The organism is Rufibacter glacialis (assembly GCF_008271745.1).
GTDB classification, from domain to species: domain Bacteria; phylum Bacteroidota; class Bacteroidia; order Cytophagales; family Hymenobacteraceae; genus Nibribacter; species Nibribacter glacialis.
In genome coordinates, this window is the sequence record NZ_VKKZ01000020.1 from 70,138 (window position 1) to 87,868 (window position 17,731).

General features: G+C 52.5%; 12 protein-coding genes. 2 read left to right on the forward strand and 10 right to left on the reverse strand.

Going from position 1 to position 17,731, the window contains the following annotated elements:
- Positions 1-35: 35 nt before the first annotated feature.
- Both gyrA and FOE74_RS08520 read right to left on the reverse strand, forming a co-directional pair.
- Positions 36-2,630, reverse strand: coding sequence for a DNA gyrase subunit A (gene gyrA, locus FOE74_RS08515; protein WP_149098186.1), 2,595 nt, complete (start codon positions 2,628-2,630; stop codon positions 36-38).
- A gap of 70 nt (positions 2,631-2,700) precedes the next feature.
- Entirely contained in the window at positions 2,701-2,958 is a 258-nt protein-coding gene (locus FOE74_RS08520) for a hypothetical protein (protein ID WP_149098187.1), read from the reverse strand.
- 129 nt (positions 2,959-3,087) lie between these two features.
- Between FOE74_RS08520 and FOE74_RS08525 the strand changes: the two genes are divergently transcribed.
- Positions 3,088-3,852, forward strand: coding sequence for a hypothetical protein (locus FOE74_RS08525; RefSeq protein WP_149098188.1), 765 nt, complete (start codon positions 3,088-3,090; stop codon positions 3,850-3,852).
- A gap of 82 nt (positions 3,853-3,934) precedes the next feature.
- Here the strand turns inward: FOE74_RS08525 and FOE74_RS08530 are convergent, their stop codons facing one another.
- The 4 genes from FOE74_RS08530 to FOE74_RS08545 all read right to left on the reverse strand — a co-directional run bounded on the left by FOE74_RS08530 (position 3,935) and on the right by FOE74_RS08545 (position 8,949).
- Positions 3,935-5,686 (reverse strand): M14 family metallopeptidase, encoded by a 1,752-nt coding sequence (locus tag FOE74_RS08530; protein WP_149098189.1) that lies wholly within the window; start codon positions 5,684-5,686, stop codon positions 3,935-3,937.
- Positions 5,687-5,696: 10 nt separating this feature from the next.
- Positions 5,697-7,358, reverse strand: a complete 1,662-nt coding sequence (locus FOE74_RS08535; RefSeq protein WP_149098190.1) for a M14 family metallopeptidase — start codon at positions 7,356-7,358, stop codon at positions 5,697-5,699.
- Positions 7,359-7,377: 19 nt separating this feature from the next.
- Positions 7,378-8,064 carry an HD domain-containing protein gene (locus FOE74_RS08540; protein WP_149098191.1) on the reverse strand — a complete coding sequence of 229 codons (687 nt, stop codon included), beginning with the start codon at positions 8,062-8,064 and terminating at the stop codon, positions 7,378-7,380.
- 99 nt (positions 8,065-8,163) lie between these two features.
- Positions 8,164-8,949: a DUF547 domain-containing protein gene (locus FOE74_RS08545; RefSeq protein ID WP_149098192.1), complete on the reverse strand. Its 786-nt coding sequence runs from the start codon at positions 8,947-8,949 to the stop codon at positions 8,164-8,166.
- A gap of 298 nt (positions 8,950-9,247) precedes the next feature.
- On the opposite strand from FOE74_RS08545, the gene FOE74_RS08550 reads away from it, so the two are divergent.
- Entirely contained in the window at positions 9,248-10,342 is a 1,095-nt protein-coding gene (locus tag FOE74_RS08550; protein ID WP_149098193.1) for a BamA/TamA family outer membrane protein, read from the forward strand.
- 138 nt (positions 10,343-10,480) lie between these two features.
- On the opposite strand, the gene FOE74_RS08555 is transcribed toward FOE74_RS08550, so the two are convergent.
- The 4 genes from FOE74_RS08555 to FOE74_RS08570 all read right to left on the reverse strand — a co-directional run bounded on the left by FOE74_RS08555 (position 10,481) and on the right by FOE74_RS08570 (position 17,721).
- A complete protein-coding gene (locus FOE74_RS08555; RefSeq protein WP_149098194.1) occupies positions 10,481-11,140 on the reverse strand; it encodes an OmpA family protein in 660 nt (219 codons plus the stop codon).
- A 6-nt stretch (positions 11,141-11,146) separates the two neighbouring features.
- On the reverse strand, positions 11,147-12,901 hold the full coding sequence (locus FOE74_RS08560; RefSeq protein WP_149098195.1) for a hypothetical protein: 1,755 nt from the start codon (positions 12,899-12,901) through the stop codon (positions 11,147-11,149).
- Between the two features lie 247 nt (positions 12,902-13,148).
- Positions 13,149-14,177, reverse strand: a complete 1,029-nt coding sequence (locus tag FOE74_RS08565; protein ID WP_149098196.1) for a hypothetical protein — start codon at positions 14,175-14,177, stop codon at positions 13,149-13,151.
- 88 nt (positions 14,178-14,265) lie between these two features.
- Positions 14,266-17,721, reverse strand: a complete 3,456-nt coding sequence (locus FOE74_RS08570; protein WP_149098197.1) for a hypothetical protein — start codon at positions 17,719-17,721, stop codon at positions 14,266-14,268.
- Positions 17,722-17,731 lie beyond the last annotated feature (10 nt).

Sequence of the window (17,731 nt, forward strand, 5' to 3'; positions counted from 1 at the left end):
GTTAGATTTTATGGATGGTTTAGGTGTTCCGCTTGTTAATTTTCACTGATGGTATCAGGGTCAGTCAGGTCAGAGGCGGTGTCAGAATCGAGAAGATCGTCTTCTTTATCTGGGTCAATCAAATCCTCTGGGTTTAAGGCTTCATCAAGCGGAAGTTCTGATTCATTCAAGATGACTTCTGTTTTGTCTTCCACCTCAATTTTAGCCACCGAGGAAATTTCATCGCCTTCGTTCAGCCTCAGCAACCTTACTCCCTGTGATACCCGGCCAATAATCCGGAGGTCCGCTATGCGTAACCTGATGGTAATACCGGATCTATTGATAATCATCAGGTCATCGGAGTCAATAACACCCATGATGGCTACTAAGTGCCCGGTTTTTTCAGTCACATTCAAGGTTTTTACACCTTTTCCGCCCCGGTTGGTGATACGGTATTCCTCTAAAGAAGATCGTTTCCCGAATCCTTTTTCAGAAACCACCAAAAGGTTGGTCTCAGGATTCTGTACACAAACCATACCAACTACCTTGTCGTCTTCACCGGCTAACGTAATACCGCGCACTCCGGCAGCGGTTCTGCCCATGGTTCTTACCTTCTCTTCCGGGAACCGCACGGCTCTTCCGGAACGCAGGGCAATCACAATGTCATTGGCGCCATTGGTTAGTTTAACGTCCAGTAAACGATCCCCTTCATTGATGGTGATGGCTTGGATACCGGCTTGTCTTGGTCTTGAATAGGCCTCCAGTGGAGTTTTCTTGATGGTCCCTTGCTCGGTACAGAACACCAGGTAGTTGTTGAGCACGTAGTCTGGGTTCTTGAGCCCATGTACGTTGATCACCGCCCGTACCTTGTCGTCTTTCTCAATGTTGATGAGGTTCTGGATGGCGCGGCCCTTGGTAGTCTTTCCGCCTTCAGGCACTTCATATACCTTTAACCAGAATACTTTCCCAGACTCGGTGAAGATCAGGAGGTAATTATGGGTACTGGCAATGAAGAGGTGCTCAGTGAAATCATCTTGCTTGGAAGTGGCGGCTCCTCTGGAACCTACACCGCCTCTGCTTTGGCTCCGGTATTCGGTGAGCGGTGTTCTTTTTACGTAGCCTTCATGCGAGATGGTGATGACCATGTTCTCATCTGGGATCATGTCTTCCAGGGAGATATCACTGGACACCATCTCTATGGATGTGCGGCGCTCATCCCCGTAGCGTTCTTTGATATCGGTCAGTTCCTGCTTGATGATTTCCATCCGCAGGCCTTCATCTGCGAGCACGCTGATGAGGTAGTCTATCAGCTGTTTCAGCTCATTGTACTCTTTCTCAATCTTATCACGCTCCAGACCGGTCAAACGCTGGAGACGCATCTCCAGGATAGCACGCGCCTGGATGTCAGACAACTGGAAGCGCTCAATCAAACCGGCACGGGCTACTTCCGGGTCACGGGAAGCTCTGATCAGGTTGATGACTTCATCCAGGTTGTCCAGGGCAATCAATAAACCTTCTAAGATGTGGGCCCGCTTGCGCGCTTCCTCCAGTTCATACTCCGTTCTCCGGATCACCACCTCATGGCGGTGATCAACGAAGTGCTTGATCAGGTCTTTCAGGTTCAGGGTCATGGGCCTACCACCCACCAACGCCACGTTATTTACCCCGAAAGAAGACTGCAGCTGAGTATATTTGAAGAGGTTGTTCAAGACCACATTGGCCACTGCGTCACGCTTCAAATCATACACAATGCGCAGGCCTTCGCGGTCAGATTCATCTCTAAGGTCAGAAATACCTTCTATTTTCTTTTCGTTGACCAGGGCGGCAGTTTTCTCAATCATAGCCGCTTTGTTCACCATGTAGGGAATCTCAGTGACAATGATCTGGTCTTTACCGGTGGAAGAGGTCTCAATCACGGCTTTCGCGCGCACGATCACCCGCCCCCGCCCGGTTTCCATGGCAGACTTAACGCCGTCATACCCAAAGATGATCCCACCCGTTGGAAAATCAGGGGCGGTAATGTATTTCATGAGGTCAGCGATGGAGATCTCCGGGTCTTCAATAAAGGCTATGGTGCCGTTCACTACCTCGGTGAGGTTGTGGGGCGCCATGTTGGTGGCCATACCCACGGCAATACCAGAGGTTCCGTTTACCAGCAGGTTTGGGAATTTAGCCGGGAAAACGCTGGGCTCTTTGAGAGAGTCGTCAAAGTTGGGCACGAAGTCTACGGTATTCTTCTCCAGGTCGGCCAGCAATTCATCAGCCACTCGTTTAAGACGGGCTTCTGTATAACGCATGGCAGCGGGTGAATCCCCGTCAATGGACCCGAAGTTCCCCTGGCCGTCAACCAACGGGTAACGCAAGGACCAGGGCTGGGCCATCCGTACCATGGTATCATATACTGAGGAGTCGCCGTGCGGGTGGTATTTACCTAATACTTCCCCTACAATTCTGGCTGATTTCTTATAGGCTTTGTTATAAGTAACCCCTAACTCAGACATTCCATACAACACCCGGCGGTGCACAGGCTTGAGGCCGTCCCGCACATCTGGGAGGGCCCGCGAAATGATAACGGACATTGAGTAGTCAATGTACGCCCCGCGCATTTCGTCTTCTATGTTGATGGGAATTATTCGCTCGTTTTCTGCCATTTTACTTCAATAGAGCTTAAAATTTGTACTATTTGTAAGCCTGCAATTTACGCAAAAAGATAGTGATTTGCTAATTTTTACCCTTGTTCCGGCTACTCTTGCCTTCCATTTGCTTCTTCATTTCCTTAGAGGGCTTGGGCAGCTTCTCCCCTATCCTGGGGTTCTGTTTTTTGTACCAGGGCATGCCTCTGTATTCCCCTTCGCCATGGCGGTGCACCATGCGGGTTTGGCAGGAATTGATGGGGCAACTGGGGCGGCAGGAAAAGGCCAAACCGCTGGAGAAAAGAACCAGAAAGGTAAGGGCGCTTTTTTGGAGCAAACGAACCATAGGGTAACTGAAAATAGGTTAGGCTACAAAATAAGGGAAAACTTACCTACTGGAATTGGTCTTTTGAATTTTCCTGTAATATTCATACCTTAGGAGGACTTTCTACCTTAAAGTAGGCCTTGTCTGGATATGACTCAATTCTCTAAAACCCTTGCCTTTTTGGCGATTGGGGTAGCTTCTTCTACTGTGGCCGTAGGCCAGACGTCCACGCCCATTGGCACTGATGCCCAAATGAACCTGAATGCCCTGGCCACCTCGCCTGCCACGTCTAACGTCAGGATGTTTGACAACCGGTACCAGGGGGTGAAAGGCAGCCCGTATTTCTTAGAGGCCTGGGTACCGGGAACCGTGGAGCTGAAAACCAACAACACCGGTAAATCTGAGGTATTCAAAGATCTGCGGTTAAAGTATGATGTGTTCACGAACCTGTTATTTGCGGTACTTCCCCAAACCAAAGACACCATCCAATTCAGCACCGCACCCGTTCTCACGTTCTCCCTTGAACTGCCCACCAATCCTTCTCCGTTGCTTTTCACCCGGCTGAAAGAAGCCAAAGCGCTTGACCCGGCCTTGGCCGAAAGCTTTTTTGCGGTCGTGCTGGATAGTGAAGGAGGAAAAGCCAAACTGGTAAAACGGGTGGCCAAGTCTAAAATAGAAGCCAATTTCAAGGGTGCCTACAGTTCGGGCCAAGCCTATGACGAGCTGATTGACGAGACCCAGTACTACGTAGTAGCCAATGGTGCCATGCGCCGCGTAAAGTTGAACCGTAAATCAGTGCTGGAAGCCTTACCTGATCAGGCAGAAAAACTTAAGTCATTCATCTCCAGTCAAAAAATAGCCATGAACTCAGAGACTGATTTAATTAAGGTGGTGGCTTATTCCCAGACACTATAATAGAAATACTATCCCATAAAAAGAGCGCGGAAGGCCATGTGGCTCCCGCGCTCTTTTTATGGGGCTTTTTGGAAAAATACGCCTAAAATGCCCTCCGTACTACGCCGCCTTTGCGGCTGTCTACCTCTACTACCAGGTTAGGCTTGTTGGCTAGAACCACCCACCGCACCTTAATGAAACCAAGTCCCGGGATATTGGGGATCTCCAGGCGGGCCAAGTTCAGTTTCTGTTCTCTGCCCGGTTGCTGGTCTGGGTTATGGAGTACCATGCCTGCTACCACCGTGGAATCTTTGAGGGAGATATAGTCTGGCCGCTCTATCTTGTGCTTCAGGTCCTGGCCTGAATGCGTGGGGAGGATTCTGGTATTAGCCACGGTGGCGGTGATCTCCGTTAACCCATTGGATAGTTTCCTGGTCAGAACCTCACGTATCTCTAGCTGGGGAAGCTGGTAAGCCTGGTACAGCGTGAAGACCATGTTACGGTGGGCATCTTCCTGTAAAAGATCACCGGGGTGAGCCTGAGGAAAGTTCTTCTTGAAACCACCAATCTCAATGTTGCCGTAGGTTGGGTGCTCAAATGGTACCCATTCTACATAGGCATCTTGGAACGGGGGCATGTAATTGACGTCCACCGGCCCAGCTTCTTGTTCTGGGTCCTTGGTTTTTTGGCGGTCAACCTGCAGATACGGCGACATCAACTCATTGGAAAACGTGAAGATACCCCGGGCGTGGTGAAGCCAATTTAACTTGCCACCAAAAGCAGAATCCAGGTCTTTGTATACCAATTGGTAGGTATACCCCGGAATCACCTGCTCAGCGTATCTCTTCAACAGGTCATTTACCTGGTTGTGCCCTTGATTTTCCGTATTTCCTTCTTCCACTGCATCTAGGCTTTCTAAGCCCATGCCGCCATTACTGTGGTAGCTTTGGGCGCCGGCAATGTTGGGGTGCCGCAGCACAAAGTCCTTCACGGCCCGGTTTTCGGGTACAGAAAACGGATATTTGAGGGCCCCATGCTGAATATAATCCGGTTGCCAGTTCCAGGCCCAGTCACGGCTAGGGTCATAATACCCCGGAGGATCCTCATTCATTCTCCCGTCTCCATCCGCATCCAGGCCTTCATAACCCAGCAGTTCATACTCGCCCGACTGCCCGGCCTTAGCCGGTATCAAGCGTAATGGATTCTGAGGATCCACCACATACCTCCCTTTGGCTGATTTCCGACGCATAAAGGTGATGTGGCCGTCTTTATTAAGGTCATCTGGTTGGTCTTCGTCTACCAGGCCGTCACTGTCATCATCCAGGGGAATCATTCCGGCCCGGGTGGCATTGGCAGAATTGATCCGGTGCATGATATTGTCCCGCGCATCTGGGTTGATGGTGGGCAGGATGTAGAAGGTCTTCTGTTGCAGCAGTTCCCTTATGAAGGCATTGTCTTGGAAGTTCTCTACCAGGTACCAGGCCGTATACAAGGCAAACTCAGATCCCTGGAGCTCATTGGAGATGACATTGCCGTCCAGGTACATGGCCGGTTTGCGGAAGGGGTCACCGGTGTTGAAGTCAGAGATGGTCAAAGCCCAAATACGCTTTCCCTGGTAAGAATCACCAATGGTTTCCAACTTGACCAGGTCTGGGTAGGCTTTGGCCAGTTTAGCGCATATCTCTGTGATGCCGGCATAGTCATAATAGCGGTTCCAGCTGATGGGCACTTTGGGGTTTTGCGGGGGGCCAGCGGCATTGAACACCTGCTCTGGCGTTTGGGCCTGTACGTTATTCTCCCCCGTACCCAACCAACCTATAAGCAAAAGCGCGCAAGCGGAAAGTCTTTTCTTCATAGCGTTGATTTTAGCGGAGGTAGATTTCTTTGGTCTGTTTGCCGGCGGTAGGGCTGCTAGCGGTCACGGTAACGTATCCTTTTCCGTTAACCAGCCAGGAAACCTGAAACTTTTCGCCTCCGGCTACGGCATTGCTCAGTTGGATCTTGTTGCCGGACAAGATTTTCTGGTTGTCATTGGTGTGCAGGGTTACTTGCACTTTCTGCACCCAGCGCGACCGGTCGCCTAGTTCAGAATGGGTAGGTAGCGAACCTTGGTTATAGACCTCAGCCGTGATGCGGGTATTGCCTCCTGGCGCTTTCTCGGCACTGATGTTCACGATCTGCAGGGAGGGCATTGCTTTGGCAAAAGCCGAGAAAAAACGGAAGTGCTTCTGGGCGATGGGCTCCAGCATACGGACCGGAGGTGTATTTTTCACATACGGTGCCAAGCCTCCCACTTCCACCTCCTGGCCAGGAAAGTCTGGGTTCTTGATGGCTTTCCAATTCACGAAGGTGCCCACCACGTCGTTGGCTTCCGCCCAGCGCAGGAAATTAACGTCTTCATGGGCCGAGGGCGCTAACGGAGCAGCCCCATCTGAACTTTCTGAAGCGACCGGTACCAACGGAGTCCACCAACCGGGGGTGCTGAAGCTGTACCGCCCGTAATGGAAATAGGCCCATTGCAGCACATCACCCGGAGAAGGATCTACCTTGGGGCCGTTTTTAAGTAGCGTGGTACGGTTGTAGAGTTTGGAGACCTGTTCATTGACGGCCGCGTCTTTTTCCAAAGGCCCCGTGATGATGCGCGTACCTACTTTGTCTTTGTTAAACCGAAGAGGCTCAGAGAGGGTATTGGCCGGTCCAAACAAGAAAACGGCATAGACATTGGAGGCATCAAACATGAAATCAGCGAAGGCCTTGGTTTCCCTTTCTGACATGGGGTGCTCCCCTGCTCCCTCCGTAAAATATGGGTAGTCAAAGGTAAAGTTTCGGTTGAACTGCACGCCCCCTTCCGGGTCCTCGTTCCATTTACCATCCTTGTCGTTGTCTATCCCCTCAGTCAAGAGAAGGTACTCGCCTTGCTCCCCTTTCCCGACATCAGCTTTCACCATGACCCTGGGGTCTTCCTCTGACGGTTTATGGGTTCCGGAAGGGCTCTTCACGCGCATCAGGGTGATAAGGCCGTCTTTGTTCAGGTCTTCAAATGGATCTTCAAACATGCGGCCGTCCCGGTCATCGTCTACGGGCTGGGCATTGCCCAGACGCTCCCAGCGAAGTTTCTCATGGTACTGTTCAGAGGCATCTGGGTTCAGGTTGGGCAAGATGTAGAAAGTCTTCTGCTGCAGCAGTTCCCGCACCGAGTCCTGGAGCACCGCTCCCTGCAGCATTTGCTCGGCCATTTGCAGGGCTAGCTCAGTGGTGGCTAATTGGGTCCCCTCCAGTCCGGCGGCAATGACCAGAGCGGGTTTATTGGCAGCATTGTCGCGGCCCAGGGTCAGAAGCCAGATTTCCTTGCCAGTGGCGGTTTTGCCAATGGTGGTGAGCGAAGCCAGTTTGCTGTACCGGGCGCTCAACTTCTGCAGGCGGCTGGTGAGCTGGGCATAGCTTTGGTAATCACGCTGGGCGTGGGCCCAAGAACTAATGCCGGTGAAAGCCAGAACCAGAAAGGCGGCTTTTAAGGTACTTTTCATGAAAAGATGCTGTAAAACCTTAGTTTGCCTGTAAATGGAAAGCAGCTGGGGCCGGCTCTTCTCCGTGCCATTCCAGCAGAAACTGACGCACAAACTCCTGCATGTAGCTATGCCGTTCCTGGGCCAATTGCCGCCCTGCGGTGGTGTTCAGGCGTTCTTTCAAAAGGAAAAGCTTTTCGTAGAAGTGGTTCAGGGTGGGGCCCTGGTTCTTCTTGTATTCTTCAAAAGAAGCGTGTAAAAGCGGTTCCTGATGCGGGTGGTACATCTCGCGCCCTTTAAAGCCTCCGTAGGCAAAGGCCCGACCAATGCCTATGGCCCCGATGGCGTCTAGGCGGTCCGCATCCTGCACTACCTGGACTTCCAGGGTAGAAGGAGTAGTGTCTACCCCTGCCCCTTTAAAGGAAACCTCCCGTATGATCTGGCAGACGTCTGAAATCAAGGTTTCAGGCGCCTCCTGCTCACGTAGCCAGGTCGCGGCAGCGCGTGGGCCTGCCTCTTCATCACCGCCATGGAACTTCCAATCAGCTATGTCATGCAAAAGGGCGCCTAATTGCACCACCGTCAGGTCTGCTTTTTCCTGGGCTCCTATTTTAAGGGCATTCTGCCAAACCCGCTTTATATGCCACCAGTCATGCCCAGACCCCTCTCCGGCGAAAAGCCGTTCTACATGTTGGGCAGTAACTGCCACCAATTCTTCCGCATTCATGTCCGAAAAATAGGCATAAAAAAGCAAAGGCTCTTCCCCGGGTGGAGACAGCGGGTGATAAACCTGTTTTTGTCCCATTTTGGAAAAAGAAGGACCAAATCAGAAGCCGTTCAGGGACCAGTCATACGGCAGGTAGCGAACAGAAGCGTTCGGGTTAACCTTGGTTTTACTGTAGCGGTTGATGAACTGCAGCAGGGTGCCATTTTTCTTGAAATCGCCAGCAAACCATTGAAAGATAGCAGAGAGTTCCGCTTTAGCAGGAGCCAATTTGTTTCTGGTAGGGTCATTGAGGAATTGGATGGCCTGGTCTTCCAGCTGGGCGTTTACCCTGGCGCCGGTGAAGGCTTCGTTCCGAAGGCGCGGGCAGGAGGTTGAGGCACAGACGATGGCAAAATGGATGCGGGGCTCGTCAAACTGTTTCCGGAGGATGTCGTGCTCCAGGTTGTTCAGGGAATAGCGTTTATCGCCTATTTTGATGAACTTCTGATCCCAGACGGTATTTACGAAAGGGATTTTCCCGCCCAGGTCTTTGATGCTCTTCACGGGGTAGTCCATCAAGATCCGCTCCACGGTAAAGGCGTTGTAGGCATTGATCCAGTAGACCAGTTGTTCTTCCTGGGACCAGTTCTGATTAGGCGCGTTTTCCCCCAACAGCTTTAGGTACGCCTGTAGCGCGGGCCGGTCCTGCTGCCAGGCTTTGTAATTGACCCTGCCGTTGGGGCTCACGAATTTCTTTACTTGTTGATCCCAGACCGCATGGCTGACGGGCTTTGACTGCGCGTTAGAGGGCGATGAAAACCCACAGCCAGACCAACCAAAAACTGCCCACAGCAGGCTTACGTAGATCAAATGAATTTTCGCCTTCTTTTTATTCTCTGTTTTCATATACTTAAAGTGGCCTTGGGGGCTTTTCGTTTTCCTGCCACTTTGCCAAAAGAAGCCTAAAAATGTTCTTCTCAGCTGATTAGGTAACCAAACCCTGATTAAATCAGCCCTTAGAAAAGTTAGCTAAGGAGGCATCTTTCTCAATTCACCTCCGGCTCTCCTTTTCAAGGTACGAAAGGAGGTGTGGGTTTGGGTTTTAGAGGCAAATAGGCGAAATTAAAGAAATAATTATGAGGCCGTTATAGGTTATCATTACGGTAAACGCGTATAGTAAGGCAAACTATAAACCATCTCCTACTTGAAAACAAAACTACTCCTGCTGGCCTTTGTCACCCTGGGTTTCTCCGCTTCTGCGCAAACGCCGGAAGTAGCGCCCCAAGACTCTGTTGCCCCAGCTTACCGGAAATGGAATATCTATCCGGTTTTGTATTACACCCCAGAAACCCAGTTCGGGTTTGGCACCAAGCTGGTACACGTCAGGAAATCAGCGGGGGCCCTGGAAACCGACCGGCCTGACCTGTATTCCCCTACCCTGGTGTACACTTCCCGGAAGCAGATTTTGACCGCCTTATCCGCTGATGTATGGCGGAAACACAACGGTCAGCACCTTTCGGCGCAAGTAGAGTACAATGATTATCCTTATTTCTTCTTCGGGATTGGGAACAATACCCCAGATGAAGCCGAGGAAGCCTATACCAGCCGCACCATCAATTTCTTCGGGCAATTTGAACAGAGGGTCTTCAAGCAGGTGTACTTGGGAGCCCGGTATGAATTCAAAAGAGAGACCATCCCTGAGGTAGCCCCTGAAGGGCTTTTAGCGCAGAAAAGCATAGTGGGTAGTGAGGGTGTAGTAGCCTCCGGAGTGGGACCCTTGCTCATGGTGGACAGCCGGAACAACGTGTATACCCCTTCTGCCGGTGATTACCACCAGTTCTCAGCGGTTTTCTTTGGTAAATACCTGGGAGGCGAAGACAACTTTACCCGTTACAAACTGGACCTCCGGAAGTACATGTCAGGCCTGGGACCAGGGGTATTGGCGGTGCAGGGGCTCTTTACCTTCACCGTAGGCGATGCTCCTTTCCAATTCCTGGCACCCATTGGGGGGGTGAACGTGATGCGGGGCTTCCTGGAAGGCCGTTTCCGGGATGAGGATGCCGTAGTGGGACAAGTAGATTACCGGTTCCCCATCAAAGGCCGCATTGGGGGGGCCGTGTTCGGCGGAGCAGGTCAGGTGTCAAAAAGAATCCCCGATTTTGCCCTTGATGAATTCCATGTGGCCGGGGGCGGTGGGCTGCGGTACAAGCTTAACAAAGAAGGCATGGTGGTACGCGGTGACGTGGCTTTCTCCAACCAGGGCATGTACCTGTACTTCTCCTTCGCGGAGGCATTTTAACCCTCGTTTTCCTATAACAGGCAAAAAAGAAGCCGCGGCCAATAAAGGTCGCGGCTTCTTTTTTGCCAGAAAATTCTCTCTTCCAAGGGAGAATTTGCCTTGCAATAAGCTGATGCTTAAAGGAATACCTCATTACGTTTACCTAATCTCACGGGTGTCCAATGATCCCACCTTGGGAAGGACCTGGATCACGAACCGCCGGTCGCGCACATCGCCGGTACGGCCAGCTCCCTCAAAACCACTGCCGGAGGCGATGATCTCAATACGGTCTTTGGGGAATTTGATGCCGGCGCTGCGCCAGAACTGCAGTAGAGACAGGGCCCGTTTGTAACTTAATTCCAGCGCGTATTCGCGTTGGGTCACGTTTCGGGGGTCTCCCTTGGGAAAACTGGCCGCCCGTCCGTCAATCACGATCAGGTACTTTACATCAGTGCCTTTGACAGAGTTGATCACGCGGCTCAACTCTTCGCCGGCCCTTTTCAATGGAATCAGTGATTTCTCTGGAATGGTGGCGCTGCTTTGGGCAAAGAGCACATCTACCAATAATTCATGGCGTTTGTGCCGCTCATTGTACTGGAAGTACCGGCCATCTAACCTGGACAGCGCGGCTTTGATTTCATCCAGTTTGCGCTTCTCCTGCACTTCTACCTGCAGGCGCGCAATGTTGCGGATGTTCTCAGAATTTTTGTCAGTGAACATCTTGAAGCTTAGCACGAACAGCACCAGCATGATCAGGAAAAGCACCGTCATGAGGTCTACGTAGCTGGGCCAGAAGAAGTCTCGGTTGTCTTTGTTCATGGTGGGTTACAGTTTGCGCCGGTGATTCTGTCCGCTCCCGAAGATTTTGCCCATGGCGGCTTTCAATGGTCCAGGTTCCATGCTCTTCTCCACGTTTGCGTTCAAGACGGCCAATTGTTGCAGCAGGCGCTGCTGGATCTCCGAGTCGGTGTCTATCTTCTGCAAGAGGCGCTCATTCGTTTGTTTGATCTCTTGGGCCAGGTCTTGCTGCTGACGGTTGAGGGTGTCTTGCTGGCCAGTCAGGTTCTGGAACGGCTGCATGTAATCCAGGATGCGCTGGTACAGGTTGTCTTCGTTCAGGCGCCGGAAGTGTTCCTGCCATTTCTCATAAGCATTCTGGGCATCACGTTCCTGGTGCTGCAACCGGGCCTGCATGAGGTCCGTGAGTTTCAGGGCTGCTTTGTCAAAATACTGCTCGGTGCGGTTGGCAATGGTGTCCAGCTCTTCCTCATGGCGGGCGAAGAAGTTGATCTGCCGCTGAATTGACTCATCGTGCTGCTGCAGATAACCGGGCACCTGATCAAAGCCTTCCTGCAATTTGGTTAACCGGTTGAGCACCTGGGTGATATTGGTTGTCAGCTCCCCTCCTTTCCGTACCGACTCATTCAGGGCCTCCTGGTACTGCAGAAAGTTCAGAAACAGCCGCTCGCTCTCCTTGATCTTGTCAAACACCTGCAGGTTGGCGTTGGCCATCTGGGTAAACCCGATCTCATCCAGCTTCTGGATGAATTCCTTTTGGGTGCTGATGTTGTCGGTGAGGCTTTCCACGATGGGCCGGAACCCCATGATCTTGTCCAGGAAATCTCGGTTAAAGGAATCCAGCACCGACTTCAGGTTGCCCAGGCTGGCCGCCATGTCTGAATTCAGTTTGGGCAGCAGGTGGGTCTGCAGAAACGTGTAATAGTCATTTTTGAGGCGATCACGAGTGCTGCGGGCGTTCTTGAGCGCATTGTTGCCCATCATGGTCAACAACAGACCGCAAAGGCTCCCAGCCATGGCAATAAGCACCCCAAACAGAAACGACGGGATGTTTTGGTCCGTGATGAACGAAGACCCGTCTTCGGCGGAGCCGCCCAAACCCGTATACACCAAGCTGGAAAGACCTATGATCACCCCGGAGAAAGTGCCCAACAAACCCACATACAAGGGGGTGGCCACCGTGGACTGCACCTCATTGTCCTGCGCCTCCGCATACCGCTCGGCCACGTCTTTCAGGATATTGAAGTCAGCAGCGGCCCCTTTGTTCACCCGCAGGTAGTCATTGGTGCTTTGGATGATCTTCTGGAACGTAGCCGAGGGCTCCCGCACCTCAATCAAGTCAAAGGTTTCGCCCTGTTCGGCAGAATCCGGGGGAGAAACGGCGGGGGCCGCAGAGGCCAGGTAAAGGTTGCCGTTGTTCAGTAGCTGCCTGAACTTGTCAATGGCGATGGTATAGAAAGGGGTCTCACCATTCTGCACCTCAATGTGGAGTTCCTCGGCATCCACGGCAATGATCCGTTTCAAAACTGGGTTCGTGGGCGAGAATTCCCGGAAGTACTCGCCGTACAGGAGTTTTTCCCACTGCTGCTCCAGCGACAGTCCCGGCGCCGCTGCGGCCAACGGGTTCTCTTTGCCAGTGCGGCGGGCCACCGATAGGTTTTCTGCCCCCGGGAAAAGGCCGGTTATCTGGTTTATCTTGGCGAGGTTGGCCTGGTACACGCGCCATTGGTACCCCAGAATAAGGAGGACCAGGATGGCTTCAAAAATAAATATTCCTTCCATGGATGGTGGTGTGGTAACGGTAAGCTAAGGGATATACCTGGCTGGTTCCTGACGAAGCGGCCAACAGAAAAGCTTCTTCTTTGTAAGAATCTGGAGTAAAGCCCCAATTTAAGCATTTGGCCTAAATAACGGAGGAACCGTATTTAACCTGTTTTTCTTACAACAGGCCAAAAACGGTTCCTCCGTTCACTCAACTCGCATTCTTCTGCTTGTAAAGAAAAAGAATGATGCTTCTTCTGGGGCAGGTTTACCTGAAATCAATTCTGGCTTTCTCCTGTATCTTCCAGCCGCTGCTGGTGCGGGACAAGATGCCGTCTCCCTGCAAAACGATCTGGCTCACCATGCGGTTAGAAGGTTTCTCAAAGGAAAAGGCGTTTTCCAGACGGTCCATGCCCTGGGAGATCACAAACGCCTGGTTTCCTGAAAGGTTGAAACGGTACCGGGTGCTGGGGCTTCCCTCGGCGGGAGTATCAATCTCCAGGTAGCTGTCAGAATCAGGGCGGTGCTGCAACTGGTGGGTTTTGATGATCCCGTCTTCGGGGATGATGGCATAGCGCGTTCTGCTCACCGGGGCCTCTTGCTTTGCAGGGGCCTCCTGCTGGGTGAGCTCATTGAGAAGATCATCCCCAACAATACCGCTACCCAAAGTAGGGCTAACCGAGGATTGGTCCAAGGGAGTTTGTTCAGGATCTGGGGTGTTCATAGGCTCTCTTCTGCGGTTTTCGTTTCTTCTCTGCTGAGGTTGCTGTTGCCCCCGCGCGGCCTGGGGTGTTCCATCACTGTTCAATGGCTGCGCCTGCGGCTGCTTTTGACGGGGTTCCTGCGGTGGGCGGTTTTCTCTGGGCTCCCGTGGTTCCCGGGGCTCGCGCGGCGGTCTTTGCTGCTGTTGGGGCTGGCCTTCCTGTTTTACCCTTGGTTCCTGCGGGTTTCTCTGTTGCTGTGGCTGGCTCTGGTTTCTTGGTTCCTGCGGTTGCTGTCCTCTGCCGGCTTGTTGTCCCTGCTGTTTCTGGCGGGGTTCCTGAGGCGGTTGCTGCCCTCTACCGGGTTGCTGGGGCTGCGGAGCAGGCTGCTGGCCTCGGCCGCCCCGGGTGTTTTCCGGCTGTGCGCCTTTGTTGTTCCGTTTGATCAGGTTCTCCATAGATTTCAGGCCCGCTTCCAATTCGCGGTTCTTTTTCTCCAGGTTCTTGATTCGGTACACCAGGTCACTTGCTTTGTAGAAGGTAAACCCGGCTACTAAAATGGCCAGGATTGCTAAGATTAAAGGTACATATGTCATACCATCACGTTGTTATAGGATATAAAAATAAATAAGGAAAGATGCCTTCCTTACTCTATCTGGAGAGCAAAGAAGGCATCTGGTTGGGTTACACCAATGCACCTACCTGTTGCTGGTACAATTCTTTAGACAACAGGTAAAGGGATTGTTTAAGCGGCATAAAGAACATGGTCTCCGGTATCAGTTCCCGGTCTGAAAGCCCACGCAGGGTTTCTTCCAGTACCATGGTATAGCTGTCCTGAATGTGGTTGCGCATGAAATTCAACACCCAATGCGGATCTACCTCCACGCCCATGGTGCGCATAAGTGGGGCAATGTCGGCATCGTCCAGCAGCAGTTCCAGGCAGCCCATCACATTGGCCAGCACTTCCTGGCGCAGCGGGGAGGCAATCTGGCTTTTGTTCACCGGAATCAGCGAATGCTCGCCAGGGGCAGCACCCGTCGGACGCATGATCGGAATATCCGTCAGGTCTGAAAGGTTGGTTCCTTCCAGGGCCATGGCTCCTCCATTGGCGGTCACTTGCTTGGGGTTGTCTACCAGCACCAGTTTGAAGTTGGCCGGAGGCTCCTGGCCGGTTACCTTCTTGAAGATGGTTTTGGCGTACCGCTCCACATTGGTGAGGTTGTTGCCCGCGCTCAGCAATTTGATGTACAAACTGCCCTGCCCGCTGAAGCAGATATACCGGGGAACTTGCGCCCCAATTTGCTGGGTTAGCTGCGCCAGGTGGTACATCAATGACCCAAAGTGCAGGTAGAACATGAGGCGCAGCTGCCGGGCCTGCAGTAATTGCGAGCTGTAATGCAACTCCTTGTCATAGCTGAAGAGCAAGCTGGTGATGTCCGCTGATCCGAAATCAGGGTTATCCAGGGCAGTTTCCAGGAACTTCTTGTATTCCTTGCCTTCCTCCGTTAGCGGAATCTGCAGCACGTGCGCCACCCCGTATTGGAGCAGACCGTTGTCTTTGCTGGTTCTCACCGAGGCGAAGCCATCGCCCCACAGGTCATTGCCCGCAAAGCGGAACGACGCGCTGTGCGACGGTTTCCGGTTCGTGAACAAAAGCACATCGGTGGTACCACCGCCTATGTCCACGTTGATCAGGTTCTCGTTTTGGCTAGGCACCACGGCCCCGGTTCTGGACAGGAAGTAGAACGGCGCCACCGACTCGGTGATGCAGGCCGTATTCCGCCCGTTTTTGAAGATGTTGTGGTAAACCCCGTCCCATACGTTCTGGAACATGTTGCGCGAGTAATCATCAAAGCTCAGCGGCGCGAACCACACCACTTTGGTGTTGGCCACATTGCCGTGGTTCAAGACCACCTTGTTCTTGATGAGCAGCATGATCTCGGTGAAGAAGGCTTCAATGCGGCGTTTACCAGTATTGGAAAGAGTCTCGCTCCACTTGAGGTCGGTGTGGTACGTTTGCTTGTACTGGTCCTGGTGCGTGCCTTCGGTGTTGATGGAGAACCCGATGTTGATGTTCCCGAACAAGCTTGGGATCTGGTTCTCAAAGTCAATGGACTCACAGGTGGCGGTTCTGGTGGGGAAAGAATACAGGGAACCACCGGAGTTGATAATCAACGGAATGAACTCGCGTTTTAGCAAGGTCTCCACGGCAAACAAGCGCCCGAAGCCCCGTTTGTGAAAACGCTGGTAATCGGTGAGGGAAGCATCATCAGAAGGCTTGTTCAGCATGACCAGTTGCAGATCATTGGCCGTGATGGCAAATTCCTTTGGGGCCTGGTTCGCGCCGGCGGTGTAGGCGATGTGGGTGTTGGAAGTACCGAAGTCAATCGCGAAGGTGAAGTTCTGGATGCCCTGCTGCACCTGCTGGAACTTAGGCACGATCAAAGCCTTTCCGGTTACGTCTACCCCGGCATGCGTGAGTTCCGCAAAATCAAAGTGGGTGCCTCTGATCTCGTAGTAGGTGCTGCCCGCGCTGCTGTTGCTTTTCTTCGTGCGGCGCTGGGCCGTGGCCGAGATGATGCCTCCACCAGCGTCCAATAGCCGTCCGCCTGAGAAAAAGGCCAAGGAATGGTTCCGGTTTACCAACAGCGGGTCAATGTCTTCGTCCACCAGCATGACCTTGTAGAAGTCATTGTAGGTAGGCGCATCCGTGAATTTGTAGAACGGGAACACGCCCACGCCCACCCTTGATTTCAGGATATGGCCTTTCTCCGGGATAATCTGCCCGTGCGCATCTTTGGAGTTGAGCGGGTTGTCATAATAACTGCGCTCATACACCACGTGGCCCTGCTCCGTGGGAATCTGCAAGGTGACGCGCACATGGTTCACATCCACGTAGAAAGTAAGGTGCGTGGCCAAATCCTCTGGGGTGAAATACTCAAAGTATAGGCTGGTCACCGGTAACAGGTAATTGAACACTTTATCGGTTACGCCCGGTTGAAAGAGCACGGTGCCGCTGTAAAAGCGATCAATGTTCACTTCATAGGGCACCTGCACAATGGTTTCCTGCAAAAGGTCATTGATGGTAAGGTACGGGTAGTTGAACCCTACTCCTGGCAACGACCGGGCCGGTATCTCTTTAGGGTCTGAATAACCCACCGGGGTATTGGGAGGCCAGGCCAGGTTGTTGACGTACTTCATGTGCGGCGCCAACCGTAGGTCGGGCTTGAGCACGATAGGCCGGTCACCGTTGAACAGTCCATTGGAAGGCCGCAGGAAAAGGTCACTGCTGGTAACGGCTGTCTGGTCTTTCTTCACCAGGAACGTCAGGTGCCCTACGTGTACCGGGTTCTGCTGCAGATCCACCAGCGGCAGGTAATCAGCGGCAATGGCATTTTGCCCTACCACGCCAGACATGCTGATGCTCTTGAGCAGGTGCTCATCTAAGGCATTGTACACGGCCGGGAATGCCTGGATATACGCCGGGTTGGAGACGAACAGCTTGTGCACATACTCTTTGAAGTCGCGCTCACGGTCTTGCAAAGAGATGTAGTTATTGTCAAAGTACACGCCCATGTTCTGCGCCCGGTTGATGGCCAGCGGCTGCACGTTAGGAGACACGAAGATGAAGGTCAGCGGGGAAGTACCGCCCAACAACTGCAAATGGCGCTCGCCGCGGGCGTTCGTGGACTCCAGGTAAAACAGGAACAAGTCTTCAACCCCTCTGAACCGGTTGTCGTTCATGAACAGCTCCAGCGTTTTGCCCAACAAGTTGGTATTAGGATTCGCCTGCATGGAGGCTAGTTGCTGGTGTTTGTTCCAGCGCCGGATCACAATCTTGTTTCCGCCCTGGGCGTAGCTCTGGTGGTTGTAGAGCAGTTCCCATAGATCCCAGAAATGGGTCACAAATTTGTGGTAGATGCTGTTGGTAGAGCTGGTGACGCCTTGTTTCACAAAGTCGAACGCCGTCTCAAACAAGTGCATGCGCGCAAAAGGCGTGGGTATGGAAGCGTTGATCTTCTGAGCCCTTCCCCCGGCCCCATCTACCATATCTTTGATTTCGGTACTGGTAATCTGGCTTGTCTTGGCCCAACCTTCTACGTTGGAGCCGGTTTTATGTAGTCGAAGTACTTTCGGCATAAATTATTCA

Excerpts from the sequence above, each read along its gene's own strand:
- gyrA (WP_149098186.1), bottom strand. The coding sequence starts at position 2,630 with ATGGCAGAAAACGAGCGAATAATTCCCATCAACATAGAAGACGAAATG.
- FOE74_RS08520 (WP_149098187.1), bottom strand. The coding sequence starts at position 2,958 with ATGGTTCGTTTGCTCCAAAAAAGCGCCCTTACCTTTCTGGTTCTTTTC.
- FOE74_RS08525 (WP_149098188.1), top strand. The coding sequence starts at position 3,088 with ATGACTCAATTCTCTAAAACCCTTGCCTTTTTGGCGATTGGGGTAGCT.
- FOE74_RS08530 (WP_149098189.1), bottom strand. The coding sequence starts at position 5,686 with ATGAAGAAAAGACTTTCCGCTTGCGCGCTTTTGCTTATAGGTTGGTTG.
- FOE74_RS08535 (WP_149098190.1), bottom strand. The coding sequence starts at position 7,358 with ATGAAAAGTACCTTAAAAGCCGCCTTTCTGGTTCTGGCTTTCACCGGC.
- FOE74_RS08540 (WP_149098191.1), bottom strand. The coding sequence starts at position 8,064 with ATGAATGCGGAAGAATTGGTGGCAGTTACTGCCCAACATGTAGAACGG.
- FOE74_RS08545 (WP_149098192.1), bottom strand. The coding sequence starts at position 8,949 with ATGAAAACAGAGAATAAAAAGAAGGCGAAAATTCATTTGATCTACGTA.
- FOE74_RS08555 (WP_149098194.1), bottom strand. The coding sequence starts at position 11,140 with ATGAACAAAGACAACCGAGACTTCTTCTGGCCCAGCTACGTAGACCTC.
- FOE74_RS08560 (WP_149098195.1), bottom strand. The coding sequence starts at position 12,901 with ATGGAAGGAATATTTATTTTTGAAGCCATCCTGGTCCTCCTTATTCTG.
- FOE74_RS08565 (WP_149098196.1), bottom strand. The coding sequence starts at position 14,177 with ATGACATATGTACCTTTAATCTTAGCAATCCTGGCCATTTTAGTAGCC.
- FOE74_RS08570 (WP_149098197.1), bottom strand. The coding sequence starts at position 17,721 with ATGCCGAAAGTACTTCGACTACATAAAACCGGCTCCAACGTAGAAGGT.